Annotated in this window: 17 protein-coding genes and 1 tRNA gene; 5 read left to right on the top strand and 13 right to left on the bottom strand. The window is 71.9% G+C overall.

From position 1 onward, the window contains the following. The first annotated feature begins 138 nt into the window (after positions 1–138). Positions 139–489, top strand: coding sequence for a hypothetical protein (locus tag SJY07_RS19840; protein ID WP_328292494.1), 351 nt, complete (start codon positions 139–141; stop codon positions 487–489). Positions 490–557: 68 nt separating this feature from the next. Here SJY07_RS19840 and SJY07_RS19835 read toward each other — a convergent pair whose 3' ends face one another. Continuing rightward, positions 558–725, bottom strand: a complete 168-nt coding sequence (locus tag SJY07_RS19835) for a hypothetical protein (protein WP_380161305.1) — start codon at positions 723–725, stop codon at positions 558–560. 37 nt (positions 726–762) lie between these two features. On the opposite strand from SJY07_RS19835, the gene SJY07_RS19830 reads away from it, so the two are divergent. Both SJY07_RS19830 and SJY07_RS19825 read left to right on the top strand, forming a co-directional pair. Continuing rightward, positions 763–1,026, top strand: a complete 264-nt coding sequence (locus SJY07_RS19830; protein ID WP_380161304.1) for a hypothetical protein — start codon at positions 763–765, stop codon at positions 1,024–1,026. A gap of 74 nt (positions 1,027–1,100) precedes the next feature. Continuing rightward, entirely contained in the window at positions 1,101–1,907 is an 807-nt protein-coding gene (locus SJY07_RS19825) for a glycosyltransferase (RefSeq protein WP_380161303.1), read from the top strand. 10 nt (positions 1,908–1,917) lie between these two features. On the opposite strand, the gene pth is transcribed toward SJY07_RS19825, so the two are convergent. The 5 genes from pth to SJY07_RS19800 form a co-directional block, all read right to left on the bottom strand. Beyond that, positions 1,918–2,514, bottom strand: coding sequence for an aminoacyl-tRNA hydrolase (pth, locus tag SJY07_RS19820; RefSeq protein WP_380161302.1), 597 nt, complete (start codon positions 2,512–2,514; stop codon positions 1,918–1,920). A gap of 26 nt (positions 2,515–2,540) precedes the next feature. Next, a complete protein-coding gene (locus SJY07_RS19815) occupies positions 2,541–3,170 on the bottom strand; it encodes a 50S ribosomal protein L25/general stress protein Ctc (RefSeq protein ID WP_380161301.1) in 630 nt (209 codons plus the stop codon). A 225-nt stretch (positions 3,171–3,395) separates the two neighbouring features. Then, the gene (locus SJY07_RS19810; RefSeq protein WP_328292500.1) at positions 3,396–4,373 is read right to left on the bottom strand and encodes a ribose-phosphate diphosphokinase; all 978 of its coding nucleotides are present in this window, start codon (positions 4,371–4,373) and stop codon (positions 3,396–3,398) included. Then, on the bottom strand, positions 4,370–5,821 hold the full coding sequence (glmU, locus tag SJY07_RS19805) for a bifunctional UDP-N-acetylglucosamine diphosphorylase/glucosamine-1-phosphate N-acetyltransferase GlmU (RefSeq protein ID WP_380161300.1): 1,452 nt from the start codon (positions 5,819–5,821) through the stop codon (positions 4,370–4,372). Before glmU ends, SJY07_RS19810 begins: the two co-directional genes overlap by 4 nt. 89 nt (positions 5,822–5,910) lie before the next feature. Further along, positions 5,911–5,982: transfer RNA gene (locus SJY07_RS19800), tRNA-Gln, on the bottom strand. A gap of 128 nt (positions 5,983–6,110) precedes the next feature. On the opposite strand from SJY07_RS19800, the gene SJY07_RS19795 reads away from it, so the two are divergent. Continuing rightward, a complete protein-coding gene (locus SJY07_RS19795) occupies positions 6,111–6,749 on the top strand; it encodes a TetR family transcriptional regulator (protein ID WP_380162421.1) in 639 nt (212 codons plus the stop codon). Between the two features lie 25 nt (positions 6,750–6,774). Continuing rightward, the gene (locus SJY07_RS19790; protein ID WP_380162419.1) at positions 6,775–7,269 is read left to right on the top strand and encodes a MarR family winged helix-turn-helix transcriptional regulator; all 495 of its coding nucleotides are present in this window, start codon (positions 6,775–6,777) and stop codon (positions 7,267–7,269) included. Between the two features lie 50 nt (positions 7,270–7,319). On the opposite strand, the gene SJY07_RS19785 is transcribed toward SJY07_RS19790, so the two are convergent. From SJY07_RS19785 to metG, 7 genes are all read right to left on the bottom strand, one after another. Next, positions 7,320–8,858, bottom strand: a complete 1,539-nt coding sequence (locus SJY07_RS19785; protein WP_328292504.1) for a sugar transferase — start codon at positions 8,856–8,858, stop codon at positions 7,320–7,322. A gap of 287 nt (positions 8,859–9,145) precedes the next feature. Beyond that, positions 9,146–10,948 carry an ABC-F family ATP-binding cassette domain-containing protein gene (locus SJY07_RS19780; protein WP_380161299.1) on the bottom strand — a complete coding sequence of 601 codons (1,803 nt, stop codon included), beginning with the start codon at positions 10,946–10,948 and terminating at the stop codon, positions 9,146–9,148. Beyond that, on the bottom strand, positions 10,948–11,922 hold the full coding sequence (locus SJY07_RS19775) for a 4-(cytidine 5'-diphospho)-2-C-methyl-D-erythritol kinase (RefSeq protein WP_380161298.1): 975 nt from the start codon (positions 11,920–11,922) through the stop codon (positions 10,948–10,950). The genes SJY07_RS19780 and SJY07_RS19775 overlap by 1 nt, the downstream gene beginning before the upstream one ends. Before the next feature lie 51 nt (positions 11,923–11,973). Beyond that, entirely contained in the window at positions 11,974–12,840 is an 867-nt protein-coding gene (gene rsmA / locus SJY07_RS19770) for a 16S rRNA (adenine(1518)-N(6)/adenine(1519)-N(6))-dimethyltransferase RsmA (RefSeq protein WP_380161297.1), read from the bottom strand. After that, positions 12,813–14,006 carry a ubiquitin-like domain-containing protein gene (locus SJY07_RS19765; protein ID WP_328292508.1) on the bottom strand — a complete coding sequence of 398 codons (1,194 nt, stop codon included), beginning with the start codon at positions 14,004–14,006 and terminating at the stop codon, positions 12,813–12,815. Before SJY07_RS19765 ends, rsmA begins: the two co-directional genes overlap by 28 nt. A gap of 191 nt (positions 14,007–14,197) precedes the next feature. Beyond that, positions 14,198–15,019, bottom strand: a complete 822-nt coding sequence (locus SJY07_RS19760) for a TatD family hydrolase (RefSeq protein ID WP_380161296.1) — start codon at positions 15,017–15,019, stop codon at positions 14,198–14,200. Further along, entirely contained in the window at positions 15,016–16,818 is a 1,803-nt protein-coding gene (gene metG, locus SJY07_RS19755; RefSeq protein ID WP_380161295.1) for a methionine--tRNA ligase, read from the bottom strand. Before metG ends, SJY07_RS19760 begins: the two co-directional genes overlap by 4 nt. Between the last annotated feature and the right edge of the window lie 9 nt (positions 16,819–16,827).

Genomic DNA, 16,827 nt, shown 5'->3' with positions numbered 1-16,827 from the left:
TGTAGAAGTGGTCACTCTCGTCGCAACACGGACCGAGAATGGACCGATTGACTGGACTACAGGGGTGACGTTCCGTCATCCTGGGGTCTGCTCCGCGATCACTGGGTTCTGCGGGGCATTCGAAAGTGGGGGGACCACGTGCGCAAGACCACCGCCCGGCTGGCTGCTGCCGGCGTTCTGACCGTCGCCGCTCTCGGCGCCACCTCCGGGGCGGCCTTCGCCGACAACTACGCCCCGGCGACCCCGACGCCGACCGTGTCGGACGTCGTGACGCCTTCGGCGAGCCCGACCACCGGGGGTTCCACGACCCCGTCGCGCTCCACCACCCCGTCGCGTTCCACCACCCCGGCCGCCGTGGGCAACTCCAACGACGAGCTGGCCTACACCGGCGCCGACGTCCTGCCCTGGGCCGCCGCCGGCACCGTCCTGGTGCTGGGGGGCGCCGCGATGGTCGTCGCGAGCCGCCGCAAGCCGGGTCGCTCGCACTGAGCTGACCCGCAGCAACGCCGAATGGGCCGCCAGGAGATCCTGGCGGCCCCTTCGGCGTTCTCGGGCGCTCAACCGACCGGCAGGGCGGCCACACCCTGCGGGAACAGCGAGTCGACCTGGTTGCGGTCGCGGGCGATGCCTCCCAGGCAGGCGACGACGACGACGAGGATCCACCCAACAGGGTCCGGACCGCTGACCGGCGGGCGCCGCGGGCGCGGCGCTGTCCTGCCACTCAACCCGCTCCCTCTAGCCAGAGAAGAGTCTGGACTTCCAATGCCTCGTGACCTGCCGCGTGACCTGCCGCGCGGGGACCGTCGCGTACTCGACGGGGCTGGACGGCACGGAGCTCAGCACCGCCGACGGGACCCGGTTCCCCTCGCCCAGCTCACCACCACCTCCGGGGTGGCCGCCGGCGAGGGGAACACCACCGACGTCACCGACGTCGCCGGCGCTCTGCGACTCTGCCAGCAGCGCGGTTCCCTGCCGGCCCGCACGTTCTCCTGGGCCGCCACCCCGCTGCGGGAGGATTCTTGCTGATCTTGAGGACCGCCACCTAGCATGACCACGTTGGGTCATCAGATCTTGCCTCAAGTGACTTGAAGGACTCGAACATGCAGCGAGCCGCAGTTGTCATGCCCGTCTTCCACAAGCAGGACGTCACCAGACAAGCTGTCGCTGATTGCCGCCGTGAATCCGAACTCGTCGAGGTGGTGATCGTCGACAACGGAGGTGACCTGGATCCCGCGGAGTTCCCCGACTGCGTCGTGCTGACGCCGGGCGAGAACCTCGGCTGGTTGCGCGGGACGAACCTCGGCATGGAGCACGCCCTCGAGCGGGGGAGCACGAGCCTGGTCGCGCTCAACAACGACATCCGACTGAGCGAAAATTTCTTCTCCGGGCTCCTCACCGCCCTGGAAGCCCGTCCCGGCGACTTGGTCGCTCCCTCGTACGACGACGTCTACAGCCCGCAGAACAGCTACTTCAAGGGCGCCCCGCAGGACTTCACGCCTGCGTCCGAAGAGGTGGAGGCCAGCATCATCGACGGCACCTGCTTCGCGGTGACGGCGTCCCGGTGGCGTCAGCTCGGCCCGCTGGACGAGCGCAACTTCGCCCGTCGCGGCTGGGGCGGGATGACCGACTACGTCATCCGGAACACCCGTGCGGGGGGCAAGAACGTCGTCACCCGGCGGGCGTACCTCACCCACGCGCGGGGCACGACGGCCAAGGCGACGATGTCGAACTACCGGTGGTACGCCGCTTCCGAGATGCGCACCGGACTGCGCCGCAAGTACGGGGCGAACTGGCGGACCGAGGTCTACGAGAACCCCGAACCGCCGGAGGGTCTGAAGGTACGCCTGCACGACCACTACCGGATGGTCAGGGACCGTTTCGATCGACCACGGCCGAGCCGCAGCTGACCCCGCCCGCTCAAGCGGGGGCGTGGAACTTCTGCTGCGCCGCCTCGAGTCCTTCGGCGACGAGCTTCTCGACCGCGTCGGCAGCGTCCATCACCAGGAACGGCAGGTCCTTCTTCTCCGTGGTGGCGAACTCCTTCAGCACGAAGTCGGCCGGGTCCTGGCGACCGGGCGGGCGGCCGATGCCGACGCGCACCCGGGCGTAGTCCTTGTCCGCCAACGACTTCGAGATCGAGCGCAGCCCGTTGTGGCCACCCTCTCCCCCGCCGCGTTTGAGGCGGACGGAGCCGAAGGGGACGTCCAGCTCGTCGTGCACGACGACGAGGTGCTCGACGTCGACGTCGAAGTACTTCGCCAGTCCGGCGACCGGGCCGCCGGAGACGTTCATGTAGGAGGTCGGGGCCGCGAGGACGACCCGCGGTCCCGGCGCACCGCCGGGCAGGACGCCGAGGCGGGCCTCGGCGACCCTGGCTCCGGAACGGTGCTTCTTGAAGGACACCCGCGTGCGTGACGCCAGCTCGTCGAGCACCATCTGGCCGACGTTGTGCCGGGTGCGCTCGTACTCGGCTCCGGGGTTGCCCAGGCCGACGACGAGCCAGACGTCACTCACGGGAGCGATCCTTCAGCAGTCGGGTCTCAGGCCTCTTCGCCCTCGACCGGGGTGTGCTCCTCCTTGACGATGCCGGCCTCGGCCTCGAGGGCCTCCAGCTCGGCCTCGGCCTGCGCGGCGGTCGCGACGGCGGTGATGACCACCACGAGCTGCTCGGGGTCACCGGCGAGGGTCGTGCCCTCGGGCAGCGTGACCTGGGAGGCGGCGACGTGCGAGCCGGCGGTGAGGCCCTCGACGTTGGCGACCACGGAGGTCGGGATGTTCGCGGCGTCCGCCTCGACGGAGAGGGTCGTGAGCTCCTGCTGAACGACGGTCTCCGGCGCGGCTTCGCCCTCGACGTGCAGGGGGACGTCGACGGTGACCTTCTCGCCACGACGCACGACGAGGAGGTCGACGTGCTCGATGAAGCCCTTGATCGGGTCGCGCTGGACGTCCTTGGGCAGAGTCAGGTGCGAGGTGCCGTCGAGGTCGATGTCGAGCAGCACGTTGGCGCTGCGCAGCGCGATCATGGTGTCGTGGCCCGGCAGGGACACGTGGATCGGCGCTTCGCCGTGGCCGTAGACGACCGCGGGGATGCGGTTGGCGCGGCGGATGGTGCGGGCGGCACCCTTGCCGAAGCTGGTGCGGGTCTCGGCGGTGAGCTTGGTCTCGGCCATGGTGGGGCTCCTCGATCTCAGGGTCTGGTGCGTGCACAGGCCCCGGGAGAGAACAGCGACTCATCCACCGCGTCGATCACGGTGACGCTCACGCGTCACCCTCGCCGAGGCAACCGCCGACCAGTCTAACCGGTCGACGGCGGCCTCGGCGCGCGGCAGTGGGATCGTTGCCTCCGCGGTGCCACTAGATGACACCGTGGAGGCAACGATCCCACCCCGCCGACGTCAGCTGTGGCCGTCGAAGAGCGACGTGACCGACCCGTCGTCGAAGACCTCGCGGATCGCGCGGGCCAGCAGCGGGGCGATGCTCAGCACGGTCAGCTGCGGGAACTGCTGGGACTCCGAGATCGGCAGCGTGTTGGTCACGACCAGCTCGGAGATCGGCGAGTTCTTCAGCCGGTCGATCGCCGGACCGGAGAGCACGGCGTGCGTCGCGGTCGCGATGACGTCGGCGGCGCCGTTGGCCATGAGCGCCTCGGCGGCCTGGACGATGGTGCCGGCGGTGTCGATGAGGTCGTCGACGAGCACGCAGGTGCGGCCCTCGACGTCACCGACCACCTCGTGCACCTTCACCTGGTTCGGGACGTTCGGGTCGCGACGCTTGTGGATGATCGCCAGCGGGGCGCCCAGGCGGTCCGACCACAGGTCGGCGACGCGCACCCGGCCCGCGTCCGGGGACACGATGGTGATGTTGGAGCGGTCGACGCGCTTGCCGACGTGGTCGGCGAGCAGCGGCAGCGCCCACAGGTGGTCGACGGGACCGTCGAAGAAGCCCTGGATCTGCGCGGTGTGCAGGTCGACGGACATGAGGCGGTCCGCCCCGGCGGTCTTGAACATGTCGGCGATGAGACGGGCCGAGATCGGCTCGCGGCCACGGCCCTTCTTGTCCTGGCGGGCGTAGCCGTAGAACGGCGCGACGACGGTGATCCGCTTGGCGGAGGCCCGCTTCAGCGCGTCGACCATGATCAGGTGTTCCATGATCCACTGGTTGACGTTCGAGGTGTGGCTCTGGATGACGAACGCGTCGGAGCCGCGGACGCTCTCCTCGAAGCGGACGTAGATCTCGGAGTTGGCGAAGTCGTAGGCGCTGGTCGGGACGAGTTCGGCACCGAGTGCGGCCGACACCTCCTCCGCGAGTTCCGGGTGCGCTCGCCCGGAGATGAGCACCATCCGCTTCTCGCCCGTGGTGGTGATACCGGTCATGACTGGCTCTCCCTGTCCGTGCTGCTCTGCTCGTTCGCCCGCTGCGCCGCTTCGGCCGCGGGAGTTCCTGGGCGCCTGGAGAGGGTCCAACCCTCCATGTTGCGCTGGGGAGCCACGTTGATCGCGAGCGCCCCGGCGGGGACGTCCTTGCGGATCACGGTGCCGGCCCCGGAGTAGGCGCCGTCGCCGACGGTGACGGGAGCGACGTACATGTTGTCCGAGCCCATCCGCACGTGGTCGCCGATGGTGGTGTGGGCCTTGCGGACGCCGTCGTAGTTCACGAAGACGGACGCGGCACCGATGTTGGAGTGCTCGCCGATCGTCGCGTCGCCGACGTAGGACAGGTGCGGCACCTTCGAGCCCCGGCCGATGGTGGCGTTCTTCGTCTCGACGAAGGTGCCGATCTTGCCGTCCGCGCCCAGGCGCGTGCCCGGGCGGAGGTAGGCGAAGGGACCGACCTGGGCGCCCGCGCCGATGACGGCCGAGGAGCCGTGGGTGCGTTCGAGCACCGCGTCGGCGCCGACCTCGACGTCGGTGAGGGTGCAGTCGGGGCCGACGACGGCGCCCGTGGCGACGCGGGTGCTCCCGTGCAGCTGCACGCCGGGGCGGATCGTCACGTCGGGTTCGAGGGTGACGTCGGCGTCGATCCAGGTGGTCGACGGGTCCACGATCGTGACGCCGGCGAGCATCCAGTGCCGCAGCGTCCGGCGGTTGGCCTCGGCGGCGAGGTCGGCGAGCTGGACGCGGTCGTTGACCCCGCGGATCTCCCACTCGTCCTCGAGGGCGAGGGCCTCGACGCGGCCGCCGGCGGAGCGGATGAGCGCGAGGACGTCGGTCAGGTAGACCTCGCCGGCGGCGTTGTCGCGACCGACCCCGGCGAGCGCGGTCCGCAGCGCGGTGACCTCGAAGGCGTAGACGCCGGAGTTCACCTCGCGCACAGCCCGCTGGTCCTCGGTGGCGTCCTTCTGCTCGACGATGGCGCTGACGCCGTTCTCGTCGCGCAGCACCCGGCCGTAGCCGGTGGGGTCGTCCAACAGGGCGGTGAGGACGGTCATGGCGTTGGCGCCCTCGGTGTGGACCCGGGTGAGCCGCTCCAGGGTCTCCCCCGACAGCAGCGGCACGTCGCCGTAGGTGACCAGGACGGTGCCGGTGAGGTCGTCGGGGAGGGCGTCGAGCCCGCACTGGACGGCGCGGCCGGTGCCGGGGACCTCGTCCTGCAGCGCGACCCGCGCCTCGGGGAAGTCGGTGGTGAGCGCCGCACGGACCCGCTCGGCCTGGTGGCGCAGCACGAGCACGAGGTGCCCGGGGCCGGTGGACTGCGCGGCGCGCAGGGCGTGCCCGACGAGGGGACGTCCACCGAGGGGGTGCAGGACCTTCGGGGTGGCCGACTTCATCCGGGTGCCCTCACCCGCGGCGAGGACGATGACGGCGGCGGGCTGGGTGGTCACGCGGGGCGCGCTCCTCGCGGCTGGGGTGACGTCGGCGGACGGTGCCGAGGGTATCGGCCCCTGCAGGTTGCGACGGACACCCGCACGAGCTCCCGGGAGAGGATTCGAACCCCTACTGGACGAGACCAAAACCCGCCGTGCTGCCGTTACACCACCCGGGACAGCTGTCGCGAACCATGATGCCAGTCCCCCACGGGCTCGCGGTCCGCACCCGTGCGACCACCCCTTCGGCCCAGCAGGGCAGGATGGGCCCGTGACGCCAGCCCCCAGCGGACGATCCCGGTCCCGCATGACCGGTGGCGAGCGTCGCGAGCAGCTCATCGGGGTCGGTCGGGCGCTCTTCGCCGCCAAGGGCGTCGAGGGGACCTCGGTCGAGGAGATCGCCGCCGCGGCGGGCGTGTCGAAACCGGTGGTCTACGAGCACTTCGGCGGCAAGGAAGGCCTGTACGCGGTCGTCGTGGACCGTGAGATCGCCGCGCTGCTCGGTGCGATCACCCGGTCCCTGTCCGGTCGCGGGAGTCCGCGCACGTTGCTGGAACGGGCGACGATCGCGCTACTGGACTACATCGAGGGCTCCACGGACGGCTTCCGCATCCTGGTCCGCGACTCCCCCGTCACCCAGGCGACGGGGAGCTTCGCCAGTCTCATCTCCGACATCGCCCGTCAGGTCGAGCACCTGCTGGTCGACGCGTTCGCGGCGCGGGGGTACTCCCCGGAGCGTTCCGGGATGTACGCCCAGATGCTGGTGGGGATGGTCGCGATGACCGGCCAGTGGTGGCTGGACACCCGGGAGCCGGACAAGGAGGAGGTCGCCGCGCACCTGGTGAACCTCGCCTGGAACGGGCTGACCGGCCTGGAGGCCGAACCGCGGCTCGCGTCCCGCTCGCGACCGGCCGAGCCGGAGGAGGCGCCCCGTGACCTCGCCTGACCGGGGTGCGGACGCGACGCAGGACCTGACGCGGAGCTCGGACGAGGTCGACCTGATCGTCGCCGCCTGGCGGCGTGAGGCACCGCAGCTGGACGTCGAGCCCCTGGAGGTCCTCTCCCGGGTCGCGCGCCTGGCCCGCCACCTGGACAGGTTGCGTCGCAACGCCTTCAGCGCCCACGAGCTCGAAACGTGGGAGTTCGACGTCCTCGCGGCCCTGCGCCGGGCCGGCCACCCGCACGAGCTGTCCCCGGGTCAGCTGCTGGTGGAGACCCTGGTGACGAGCGGCACGATGACCAACCGCGTCGACCGGCTGACCTCACGCGGCCTCGTCGAGCGCCGACCGGACCCCGACGACCGGCGCAGCGTCCGGGTCCGGCTCACCCCGGCCGGTTCGGCCGTCGTCGACGCCGCGCTGGCCGACCTCGTCGACGCCGAGCACCACATGCTGGACGTGCTGCCACGCGAAGAGCGCCGGGCACTCGCCACGTTGCTGCGGCGGGTGTCGGCGCCCTTCGAGTGAGCTTCCGGTGAGCGTGGAGCGGAGCGCTCAGTAGGCCCCGCGGCGCGACATCAGTACGCTCCGCGTCCCCGAAGCACGGCCCCGGCGGTCTTCCACAGGATCATGAAGTCGAACGTGAAGGACCAGTTCTCGACGTAGCGGACGTCGAGGCGCACCGACTCGTCCCAGTCCAGGTCGGAGCGGCCGTTGATCTGCCACAGGCCGGTCAGACCGGGCTTGACGAGCAGGCGGCGACGCATGTCGTAGCCGTACTCGTCGACCTCCTTCTGCAGCGGCGGGCGCGGGCCCACCAGGGACATCTCGCCGCGGACGACGTTGATGAGCTGCGGGAGCTCGTCGATGGAGTAGCGGCGCAGGACGCGGCCGATGCGGGTGATCCGCGGGTCGACCTTCATCTTGAAGAGCACGCCGTTGCCGTCGGTGGACTCCCGCAGGTCGATGAGCAGCTTCTCCGCGTCGGTGACCATCGAGCGGAACTTCATCATCGGGAAGGTCTTGCCGTCCTTGCCGACGCGCTGCTGCTTGAAGAACACCGGGCCACGGCTGTCGAGCTTGATGGCCAGGGCGAGGACCAGGATCAGCGGGCTGAGCACGACGAGCGCGGTGGCGGCCGAGACGCGGTCCACGGTGGTCTTCGCCAGTCGGCGCACACCCTCGAGCTCGGGGCGCTCCACGTGCAGCAACGGCAGGCCGCAGACGGGCCGGATAGCGACGCGCGGGCCGATGACCTCGGTCAGGGCGGGAGCCACGACGAGGTCGGCGCGGGTGGCCTCCAGCTCCCAGCCGAGGCGGCGCAGGCCCGGGCCGTCGAGCTCGGGCGAGGCGGTGACGAGGACGACGTCGGCGTCCACGCTGGTGACGGCGTGGCGGACGTCGTCGAGGCTGCCGATGACCGGGATGCCCAGCTCGGTGAGCTCGGCGTCGTCGGCGGCGCTGCCCTGGCCGCCGGGGACGCAGGCCCCGACGATCCGCATGCCGTGGTAGCTGGCGCGGTGCAGCTGGCGGGCCATCGCCGCGACACCGGCGCGGTGGCCGACGGCGACGACGGTCTGACCGGCCTCACCGCGGGTGCGCGCGGCGTGCAGCTGCTGGCGCAGCGCGTAGCGGCCGATGAGCGTGAGGAGCGTCGCGATGGGGAAGGCGACGACGACGTAGCCGCGGGCGATCTCGAGGCCGAAGGCCCACGAGCTCGTCCCGACGAGGGCGACGAAGGCGAGCGCGGCCGTCAGGACGCGGTGGAACTCCTCGGAGCCGACCCCCAGGAAGCGGGGTTCGTAGGTGCGCAGGGCGCCCATGGCCACGACCCAGAGGACGGGCAGCAGGACCGCGCAGGCCACGACGGCGCGACCGGAGGTGGTGGCGAGGTTGGCGGGGCTGTCGTTGAACCGGGCGAAGAAGCCGACGAAGGCGGCGAACGCGGCGGCCAGCGCGTCGACGGCGATGATCTTCTGGACGTAGGTGCGCTGCCAGGCGGGCGTGCGTTCGGCGAAGCCGAAGGTGTTCCGCTGACGAGGGACGAGCAGACGTTCACGCCGGACGGGGTCGGACAGGTCGTCCGCCGGCGAGGTCCCGAGGAGCTGGTCGTCCAACTCCCCTGGTGACGTTCTGGTGCCGGGTACGTCGCTGATGCTCAAAGTCCCCCCTGGACTGGTACGTCGCACCTGATCACCAGGCGCGTCACCGGCGGTCGACGCCCCCACGTGTGGACTACCGGTGCGTGGCTCAGAGTAGGGGAGAGCCACCCGAACGACGCAAGGCGTGGCAGGTCGCGTCACCGTCCTGGTGCAGGAATCGTCCGGTTGGCGTCACCCGTTCGACGCAATGGTCACCAGACGCAACTGTCAGTGATCGAAACGCTCGCCGACCCCGCAGCGCGTCACTCCACCAGCTCGGAGGCCTCCAGCCAGCTCTCCTCGAGGTGCTCCCGCTCCGCGCTCAGGGAGCGCAGCTCGGCGTCCAGCGTGGTCACCGCGGCCACGTCGGTGGCCTTCTCGACCATCTGCGCGTGCAACTCCACCTCGCGCTGGTCGAGCTTCTGCAGCTGCCGTTCGATGCGGCCCATCTCCTTGCGCGCGGCCCGCACGGCGGCCCCGTCGACGACGGTCACCGCCGCACCCTGGGTCTGCGGTGCAGGTCGAGCCTGGCCCGCGGCCTTCAGCACGGCACGGCGCTGCAGGTACTCCTCCACCCCGTTCGGCAGGTCGCGCACGGCCCCGTCGCCCAGCAGCGCCACCTGGCGGTCGGTGATCCGCTCGAGCAGGTACCGGTCGTGGCTGACGACGACGAGCGTGCCCGGCCACCCGTCGAGGAGGTCCTCGACGGCGGCCAGGGTGTCGGTGTCGAGGTCGTTCGTCGGCTCGTCCAGCAGCAGCACGTTCGGCTCGGCCATCAGCAGCCGCAGCAGCTGCAGGCGACGACGTTCACCGCCGGAGAGGTCGTCGACGCGGGTCCAGGCCCGCTGGGCCGTGAACCCGAGCCGCTCCAGCAGCTGCCCCGCCGGCACGTCGCGGTCCCCGAGCCGGACGTGGCTGGCGACCTTGTCCACGGCCTCCAGGGCCCGCAGCTCGCCGACCTCGTCGAGCTCGAGCACCTCCTGGGTGAGCGTGGCGACGACGACGGTCGACCCGCGCTTCACCCGCCCGGAGTCCGGTTCCAGCGTGTCGTTGACCAGGCGCAGCAGCGAGGACTTCCCGGCGCCGTTGACGCCGACGATCCCGATCCGGTCCCCCGGCCCCAACCGCCAGGTCACCTTGTCGAGCAGCGTCTTGCCGCGGAAGGCGAGCGTGACGTCCTCGAGGTCGACGACGTCCTTGCCGAGGCGGGTGGTGGCCATCTTCGCGAGCTCGACGGTGTCGCGCAGCGGCGGGACGTCCTCGATGAGGGCGTTGGCGGCGTCGATGCGGAAGCGCGGTTTGCTCGTGCGGGCCGGCGCCCCGCGGCGCAGCCACGCGAGCTCCTTGCGCAGCAGGTTCTGCCGGCGTTCCTCCGTCACGGCGGCGACGCGGGAGCGTTCGGCCCGGGTCAGGACGTAGGCGGCGTACCCGCCCTCGTAGGGGTCGACGACCCCGTCGTGGACCTCCCAGACGCGCTCGCAGACGGCGTCGAGGAACCACCGGTCGTGGGTGACGACCAGCAGCGCGCCGGACCCGAGCGGCCAGCGGGTGCGCAGGTGCTCGGCCAGCCAGGCCACGCCCTCGACGTCGAGGTGGTTGGTCGGTTCGTCGAGGACGACGAGGTCGTGGTCGTCCGCGAGCAGGGCGGCGAGCGCGACGCGACGGCGCTGCCCCCCGGACAGCGTGGAGACGACGGCCTCCAGGCCCCCGACGTCGGAGGCCTCGAGGTCGCCCAGCAGCCCGGCCACGACGTCGCGGATGCGCGACTGCGAGGCCCAGGCGTGGGCCGGCTGGTCGCCCAGGACGGCCTCGCGGACGGTGGCCCCCGGCGCCAGGGTGTCGGTCTGGGACAGCATCCCCATCCGCAGCCCCCCGGTGTGGGTGACGCGACCGCCGTCGGCCTCCTGGGACTTCGCGAGCAGGCGCAGCAGGGTCGACTTGCCGTCGCCGTTGCGGCCGACGACGCCGATGCGGTCCCCGTCGGAGACCCCCAGCGACACCCCGTCCAGCAGGGTGCGCGAGCCGTGGACGACGGTGAGTTGTTCGGCGCTGATGAGGTTGGCCATCAGGACCTCCCTCCGGGAGTGGGTGTGGAGACGGCTTCGAGGACCCGGGCGCCGGGGACCGGTCCGGTGGCGGTGCGCAGACGCTCGGTCCCGAAGACGGGGGCGAGGTCGAGCGCGAGCCGGCGGGCGGCGGGGGCCGAGGGGGCGAGGAGGGCGACGGTGGGTCCGGAGCCGGAGACGATCCCGGCGAGCGCCCCGGCGCGACGACCGACGGCGATCGTCGCGGCGAGACCGGGGGCCAGGGCGAAGGCGGCGTCCTGCAGGTCGTTGGACAGCGCCGCCCCGAGGGCGTCGGCGTCGCCGCTGCGCAGCGCCGTCTCGACGGCCTCGAGCCGGCCGGGGCGGGGTTCGTACCCGCTCGCGCGCTGCCGGTCGCACTCGGCGAAGACGGTGGGGGTGGACAACCCCTCCTCGCCGAGGACGAAGACCCAGGCGAAGGAGGCGTTGGTCAGGACGGGCGCGAGGTGTTCGCCCCGGCCGGTGCCGACGGCGGTGCGACCGTGCAGGCCGAAGGGGACGTCGGACCCGAGCTCGGCGCCGAGTTCGGCGAGCGCGTCGAGGCCGGAACGCAAGCGCCACAGCGCGTCGCAGGCCACCAGGGCCGCGGCGGCGTCGGCGGAGCCGCCGGCCATGCCGCCGGCGACCGGGACCTCCTTGCGCACGTGCAGGTGGACCGCCTCGGTGACACCGGCCCGCTCGGCCAGCAGTCGCGCGGCCCGCACCGCGAGGTTGCTGTCGTCCAGCGGCACGCCGCGGACGTCGGTGCCGCCCACGCCCTCGACGGTGACGGTGAACTCCTCGGCGGGGGTGACGGTCACCTCCTCGTGCAGCGAGACGGCCTGGAAGACCGTCACGAGGTCGTGGAAGCCGTCGTCGCGTCGGGGGCCGACCTGCAGGAGCAGGTTGACCTTCGCGGGGGCACGCACGGTGACCGAGGGGAGCTCGGGGGGTGCGTTGCGGGGACTGCCGGACACGAGGTCCGACCCTACGGTGTCCGGGACCGCTCCCCCGCCGCGACGGTGCCCTCAGCCCACGCGGTGCGCGGCGATCCGGGCGAAGTCCTCCACGCGGAGCTGCTCGCCCCGCACGGACGGCTCGATCCCCGCCGCCCGCAGCGCCTCCTCGGCCAGCGCGGGCGATCCGGCCCAGCCGGCGAGCGCCGCGCGCAACGTCTTGCGGCGCTGGGCGAAGGCGGCGTCGACGACGGCGAAGACCTCTTCGCGGGTGGCGGTGGTCTCCGGGGCAGGGCGCCCGGTGAAGGCGACGAGGCCGGAGTCGACGCGGGGCACGGGCCAGAACACCGGCGGGGGGACGGACCCGGCGCGCCGGGCCTCGGCGTACCAGGCCGTCTTGACGCTGGGCACGCCGTAGGTGCGGCTGCCGGGTGGGGCGACGAGCCGGTCGGCGACCTCGGACTGGACCATGACGAGGCCGCTGCGCAGGCTCGGGAAGCGCGCGAGCATCGTCAGCAGGACGGGGACGGCGACGTTGTAGGGCAGGTTCGCGACGAGCGCGGTGGGCGCGGGGCCGGGCAGTTCCTCGACCTGGAGCGCGTCGGCGAGGACGACCTCGAACTCGGCGCCCGGGCGGCCGCGGGCCGCGACGGTGGCCGGGAGTTCGGCGGCGAGCACCGGGTCGATCTCGACGGCGACGACGCGGTCGACGGCCTCGAGCAGGGCGAGGGTCAGGGAACCGAGCCCCGGACCGACCTCCACGACGACGTCCTCAGACCTCAGGTCCGCGACCCGCACGATCTTGCGGACGGTGTTGGCGTCGACGACGAAGTTCTGACCGAGGGTCTTCGTCGGACGGATGTCGAGCTTGTCGGCCAGGTCGCGAACGTCCCTGGCCGACAAGAGGGAACTCAGAGGTTCTTGCCGCACACGGGCCATTGTCCGGCACCGGCGCGCTGGTAGAGCAGCTTGGCGCGGTAGGTCTGCTCGCCGGCGGAGGCCTGGCTCGGCAGCCCGCTGCCGCCGACGGCCTTCCAGGTGGAGACGCTGAACTGGTAGAGGCCGTGGTACTTGCCGTTGCTGGAGACGATCGAGGGGTTCCCGCCCGACTCGCAGCGGGCCAGCGCGCCCCAGTTGAGGCCGTCGGCGCTACCGCCCACGGACCCGCCCCCGCCCGAGGAGCTGGAGGCGCCGGAGGAGCTGGGGGCCGCGGCCGGCGCGGCGAGCGGGACGGGCTTGGGCTTGGCCTTCGTCCCGACCTGCACGACCTCCTCGACGGGAGCGTCGTCGACGACCTCACCGGTCACGTCGTGCTGGCTGCGGACGCCGTCGCGGAAGACGTCGGCGTAGCTGAGGGTCTTGGACCCGTCGACGCCGGGCGTGACGACCTTCTTCTCGCCTGTGAAGAGGGTGTCGGTGTTCTCGGTGCGGCTGCCGTGGGCGATGGCCACGGTCTCGGTGCTGGCGGAGCGGTCGACGCGGACGACGGTGACGACCATGCCGGCGCTCAGCGCGTCGGCGCCGGCGTTGGACATCTCGTCGCCCGGGCGCATCGTGACGCCGGCCTCGGCGAGCAGGCCGTTGACGTCGGCGGCGGTGCTGGTGAGGTTCCTGGTCTGACCGTCGGCGAGGACGGTCACGGCCTTGGGGGTGGTGACGTCGAGGGCGAGGCCCGCACGGCCCAGCGGTTCGGAGCGGGAGGCGGAGAGCTTGGCCCCGTCGGCGCGGACGTCGAGGTCGGACAGCGCCGCGTCGACGGTCTGCGCGGTGGTCCAGTAGGTCTTGGTCTGACCGTCGACGGTGAGGGTCAGCTGACGGCCGTAGCGGACCACGATGGTCTGGCCGTCGGAGACGTCGGTGGTCGCGGCGGGGGCGACGAGGTCGTGCTCCCCGACGGTGATGCCCTGCTTCTCGAGCACGTCGGCGACGGTGCCGCCGAAGGCGCTCGCCTGCGTCCGCGCTCCGTCGGCGTCGATGACGACGTCCTTGTCGAAGGCCGTGAAGGCCACGGTGCCACCGACCACGGCGGCGAGGCAGGTGCCTCCCGCGGCGATGCGCACGGTGCGGGAGGAGCGGCGGACCGCGGAGGCGAGGGGGAACGGCACGAGGGATCCTTCGACGATGTGCCCGGGCACGAGTTCCCGGACGCAGGCCCGCGCGGAGGGACCCCCGTCCCCACGTCGAACCGTTCGGTCCGGCCACCTCGATCCGGCCGACAGGAGCGGACCGTAACCGCTCCGAGACCTTCTCGACAAGTCCCCGTGACCGCTTGAGCCGCCGGAACCCCTTCGGCCCCTCACCAGGGACCGTAGACCGCCTCCGTCGTGGCGGTGATCGCGGCGCACAGCTCGTCGAGGTCGCAGTCCAGCGTCGCGGCCATCGAGCGGACCGTCAGGGGCACCAGGTAGCCGGCGTTGGGCCGGCCGCGGTGGGGCGTCGGGGTCAGGTACGGGGCGTCGGTCTCGACCATGATCCGGTCCCGCGGGGCGGCCCGCAGGGCCTCCCGCAACGGGTCGGCGTTCTTGAACGTGACCGTCCCCGCGAACGACAGGTAGTACCCGGCGTCGCCGCAGACCCGCGCCATCGCGGCGTCCCCGGAGAAGCAGTGGAACACCGTCCTCTCCGGGGCACCCTCCTCGCGCAGGACGCGCAGGACGTCGTCGTGGGCGTCGCGGTCGTGGATCTGCAGCGCGAGGCCGAGTTCCTTGGCGAGGCGGATGTGGGCGCGGAAGGACTCCTCCTGGACCTCGACGCCCTCGGGGCCCGTGCGGAAGTGGTCCAGACCCGTCTCGCCGATGACCCGGACGCGCGGGTGCGCGGCGAGGGTGCGGATCTCCTCGAGGGCGGCCTCGTACTCCCCCGCGGCCACGAGGTCGGGGATCTCGTTGGGGTGCAACGCGATCCCCCCGAGCAGCTCCGGGTGGCGGTCGAGGGCCGCGACCGTCCAGCGCGCGGCGGCGAGGTCGCAGCCGATCTGGACGCTGCGCGGCACCCCGGCCGCCGCGGCGGCGGACAACAGCACCGCGACGTCCTCGGGGGTCTCCGAGTCGAGGTGGGTGTGGTTGTCGATCACCGCGACGGCCAGCGGTTGCGGCGCGGGCGGGCGTTCGCCCCTCACTTCTGCAACCGGGCCAGTTCCTCCTCGACGACGGCCGCGACGTCGAGCTTGGTGAAGACCGGCGTCGGGGTGGCCACCGGCGTCCCGGGGACGACCGGGTGCGAGGCCCACTCCGGCAGCGTCTCCCCGCGGCGGTAGTCGCCCGTGAGGATCGGGTAGTCGCGGCCGTCGTCGAGGTCGGTGACCTCGCGCAGCTCCGGCATCGGCGAGACGGTACCGGTGCCGCCGAAGGCCTCGTGCACCTTCTGCGCCGAGTGCGGCAGGAACGGCGAGAGCAACGTCCGGCAGTCGGAGACGGCCTGCGCCGTGACGTGCAGCACCGACTTCATCCGCTCGGGGTCGGAGTTCTTGATCTTCCAGGGTTCCTGCTCGGTCAGGTACTTGTTGACCTCGCCGACGACGCGCATGGCCTCGCCGATCCCGGCGCGCTGGCGGTGGTGGGAGATGAGGTCCCCGACCGTCCCGAACCCGGCGCGGGTGGTGGTGAGCAGGTTGCGGTCGGCGTCGGTGAGCTCACCGGCGGCGGGGATCTCCCCCACGTTCTTGGCGATGAGGGACGCCGTCCGGTTGACCAGGTTGCCCCAGCCGGCGACGAGCTCGGAGTTCGTCCGGGTGGCGAACTCCTGCCAGGTGAAGTCGGAGTCGTTGTTCTCCGGACCGGCCGCGGAGATGAAGTAGCGCAACGCGTCCGGCTGGTAGCGGGCCAGCACGTCGCGGACGTAGATGACGACCCCCCGGCTGGAGGAGAACTGCTTGCCCTCCATCGTGAGGAACTCGCTCGCCACGACCTCGGTGGGCAGGTTGAGGTTCCCGAACTTGCCCGGCGCCCCGCCCTTCGCCCCCCGCCCGTCGTAGGCCAGCAGCTCGGCCGGCCAGATCTGGGAGTGGAAGGTGATGTTGTCCTTGCCCATGAAGTAGTACGACTCCGCGGACGGGTCGGTCCACCAGGCCTTCCACGCGTCCGGGTCACCGCTGCGCCGGGCCCACTCCACCGAGGCGGACAGGTAGCCGATGACGGCGTCGAACCACACGTAGAGCCGCTTGGCGGGGTTGTCCTCCCAGCCCTCGAGCGGGATCGGGATGCCCCAGTCGATGTCGCGGGTCATGGCCCGGGGCTTCATGTCCGCGAGCAGGTTCTGCGAGAACTTCAGGACGTTGGGGCGCCAGCGCCCCGTGTCGGCGCGCGTCTGCAACCACGAGCCGAGGGCCTCGGCCAGCGCGGGCAGGTCGAGGTAGAAGTGCTCGGTCTCGACGAAGACGGGCGTCTCGCCGTTGATCCGGCTGCGCGGGTTCTTCAGCTCGATCGCGTCGAGCTGGTTGCCGCAGTTGTCGCACTGGTCGCCGCGGGCGCCGTCGTAGCCGCAGATCGGGCAGGTGCCCTCGACGTAGCGGTCGGGCAGGGTACGGCCCGTGGACGGGGAGATGGCCCCCATCCCCTTCCGCGCGACCATGTAGCCGTTCTGGTGGACCGTGCGGAACATCTCCTGCACGACGGAGTAGTGGTTCGCGGTGGTGGTCCGGGTGAACAGGTCGTAGGAGAGGCCGAGGCCGTGCAGGTCCTCGGCGATGACGCGGTTGTAGCGGTCGGCGAGCTGCTGCGGGGTCACGCCCTCCTGCTCGGCCTGGACGAGGATCGGCGTCCCGTGCTCGTCGGTGCCCGACACCATGAGGACGTCGTGACCCGCCATCCGCATGTAGCGGCTGAACACGTCGGAGGGGACGCCGAAGCCGGCGACGTGGCCGATGTGCCGGGGCCCGTTGGCGTAGGGCCAGGCCACCGCGGAGAGGACGTGGGTCATGGTCAGGAG

The sequence above is a fragment of the Kineococcus sp. R86509 genome, from assembly GCF_042466365.1.
Classification (GTDB): Bacteria; Actinomycetota; Actinomycetes; order Actinomycetales; family Kineococcaceae; genus Kineococcus.
This window is presented reverse-complemented; position numbering and strand designations above follow the sequence as displayed.

Coding starts and splice junctions, on each gene's coding strand:
- rsmA (WP_380161297.1), bottom strand. CDS start 12,840: ATGGCCCGTGTGCGGCAAGAACCTCTGAGTTCCCTCTTGTCGGCCAGG.
- SJY07_RS19825 (WP_380161303.1), top strand. CDS start 1,101: ATGCAGCGAGCCGCAGTTGTCATGCCCGTCTTCCACAAGCAGGACGTC.
- SJY07_RS19830 (WP_380161304.1), top strand. CDS start 763: ATGCCTCGTGACCTGCCGCGTGACCTGCCGCGCGGGGACCGTCGCGTA.
- SJY07_RS19795 (WP_380162421.1), top strand. CDS start 6,111: ATGACCGGTGGCGAGCGTCGCGAGCAGCTCATCGGGGTCGGTCGGGCG.
- SJY07_RS19780 (WP_380161299.1), bottom strand. CDS start 10,948: ATGGCCAACCTCATCAGCGCCGAACAACTCACCGTCGTCCACGGCTCG.
- SJY07_RS19815 (WP_380161301.1), bottom strand. CDS start 3,170: ATGGCCGAGACCAAGCTCACCGCCGAGACCCGCACCAGCTTCGGCAAG.
- metG (WP_380161295.1), bottom strand. CDS start 16,818: ATGACCCACGTCCTCTCCGCGGTGGCCTGGCCCTACGCCAACGGGCCC.
- SJY07_RS19810 (WP_328292500.1), bottom strand. CDS start 4,373: ATGACCGGTATCACCACCACGGGCGAGAAGCGGATGGTGCTCATCTCC.